Here is a 1904-nt window from a genome sequence, read left to right as displayed (position 1 = left end):
ACGCGACCGCCGCCTGGGGATCCCGGGTCGTGCTGTGGTGGGGATTCGGTTCGGCTCTTCTCGGCGCGTTCGTGTCGGCGGTCTACCTGGTGGTCGTCACCGGTGTCGCCTCCGGCGCCAACGGGTGGGACCAGCTGACCACCGGCACTCTGCTCCTCGTCGTCTCGGTGCTCGCGCTGGGCTTCGCCTGGGTCTGCGGGCTGCTCTGGCGCGTCGTCCTGCGCGCTCGACGCACTCGGTCTGCCCAGCTGCAGGCCGAGTCGCTCGCCGCGGAGGAGCAGGAGCGCGTCCGCATCGCGCGCGACATGCACGACATCGTGGCCCATTCGCTGGCCGTGGTCATCGCCCAGGCCGATGGGGCGAGGTACGCCGCTGCGGCGAGGCCCGAGATGGCCACCGAGGCTCTGGGCACCATCGCCCAGACCGCGCGGGGAGCTCTGAGCGATGTGCGGCTGCTGCTCACGCAGCTGCGTCACCGCCAGGGCGACGGCCCCCAGCCCACTCTGGCCGACCTCGAGGCCCTGTTCGCCCAGGTGCGGCAGGCGGGCATCGAGCCGCGCATCACCGTCGATCCGACTCCTCCCGGCGAACCGCCGGGAGCGATCCAGCTCGCCGTCTACCGGATCCTGCAGGAGGCGCTGACGAACGCCATCCGCCACGGAGACGGCGCTGTCGACGTCCATCTCGCCTGGCTTCCCGAGCGCGTCGACATCCGGGTGCGCAACACGGTCGGCAGCGAACACGCGCAGGTCGGCGGCGGTCACGGCGTGATCGGCATGCGCGAACGCGCCCAGCTCGTCGGCGGTAGCCTTCAGGCGGAGCGCCAGGGGGCGCAGTTCGTCGTCAGTGCGTCGCTCCCGATCGGAGATATCGCATGATCAGGGTCGTCCTCGTCGATGATCAGGCGCTGTTCCGTGCCGGGGTGCGGATGCTGCTCGCCTCGCAGCCCGACCTCGACGTCGTCGGCGAAGCCGGAGACGGGCGGCAGGCCATCGAGCTCGTCCGCTCGACCAAGCCGGACGTCGTGCTGATGGACATCCGGATGCCGGTGATGGACGGTCTCACGGCGACGGCGGAGATCCTCGCGCAGCCCGACCCGCCGCGCATCGTCATGTTGACGACCTTCGACCTCGACGAGGCGGCCGCACGTGCGATCCGCCAGGGCGCGAGCGGCTTCCTGCTCAAAGACGCAGATCCCGAGTTCCTGCTCGCCGCGATCCGCACCGTGCACTCCGGCTCGAGCGTCATCGCGGCATCCGCCACCCGCGAGCTGTTCGAGCACTTCGCCGAGGCGCCGAAGCCGGTGCCGCCGCAGTTCTCGGCGCTCACCGACCGCGAGAGAGAGATCTTCGCGCTGGCCGCGCGGGGCCTGTCGAACTCCGAGATCGCGGCGCGCGAATACCTCAGCGAAGCCACGGTGAAGACGCACATCAGTCGCATCCTGACCAAGCTGTCTCTGCGTGACCGCGTGCAGCTGGTGGTGTTCGCGTTCGAGCACGGGCTCGCCTGACATGCGCTGCGGCGCCGCCGGATCATCCTTGCGATGTATGCGGATGCTCCGACAGGGCGACGCGGCACCCCACCGGTGCTCCGTAGCGTCGAAGGTATGGAGATCACGACCAGCGACCTCGGGCTCGCAGCCCGCGTCCAGCAACTGAAGAAGACCTACGGCGCCGGCGAGGGCACCGTCCACGCGCTGGACGATGTCAGCGTCGGCATCCGTCGCGGGCAGTTCACCGCGATCATGGGGCCCTCCGGATCCGGCAAGTCCACGCTCATGCACATCATGGCCGGCCTCGACACCCCGACCGAGGGGAGGAGCTGGCTCGGCGCCACCGAGATCACCGGCCTCGGCGATCTCGACCTGACGCTCCTGCGTCGACGCCGGGTGGGCTTCATCTTCC

At 70.1% G+C, this 1904-nt stretch carries 3 protein-coding genes; all 3 read left to right on the top strand.

Annotated features, from left to right (window positions below; all coding sequences use genetic code 11):
• Positions 1-878: sensor histidine kinase (locus tag J7E68_RS19170; RefSeq protein ID WP_215175130.1), on the top strand; the 878-nt coding region annotated here is incomplete at its 5' end.
• The gene (locus tag J7E68_RS19165; protein ID WP_215175129.1) at positions 875-1510 is read left to right on the top strand and encodes a response regulator transcription factor; all 636 of its coding nucleotides are present in this window, start codon (positions 875-877) and stop codon (positions 1508-1510) included. The genes J7E68_RS19170 and J7E68_RS19165, both read left to right, overlap by 4 nt.
• A gap of 96 nt (positions 1511-1606) precedes the next feature.
• Positions 1607-1904, top strand: a 298-nt coding sequence (locus tag J7E68_RS19160; protein ID WP_215175128.1) for an ATP-binding cassette domain-containing protein, incomplete at its 3' end; no start/stop codon positions are given.

Source organism: Microbacterium sp. ISL-103 (assembly GCF_018613995.1).
Classification (GTDB): domain Bacteria; phylum Actinomycetota; class Actinomycetes; order Actinomycetales; family Microbacteriaceae; genus Microbacterium.
This window is presented reverse-complemented; position numbering and strand designations above follow the sequence as displayed.

What these genes read in the sequence shown, in the direction of transcription:
- J7E68_RS19165 (WP_215175129.1), top strand. Translation starts at nt 875, where the DNA reads ATGATCAGGGTCGTCCTCGTCGATGATCAGGCGCTGTTCCGTGCCGGG.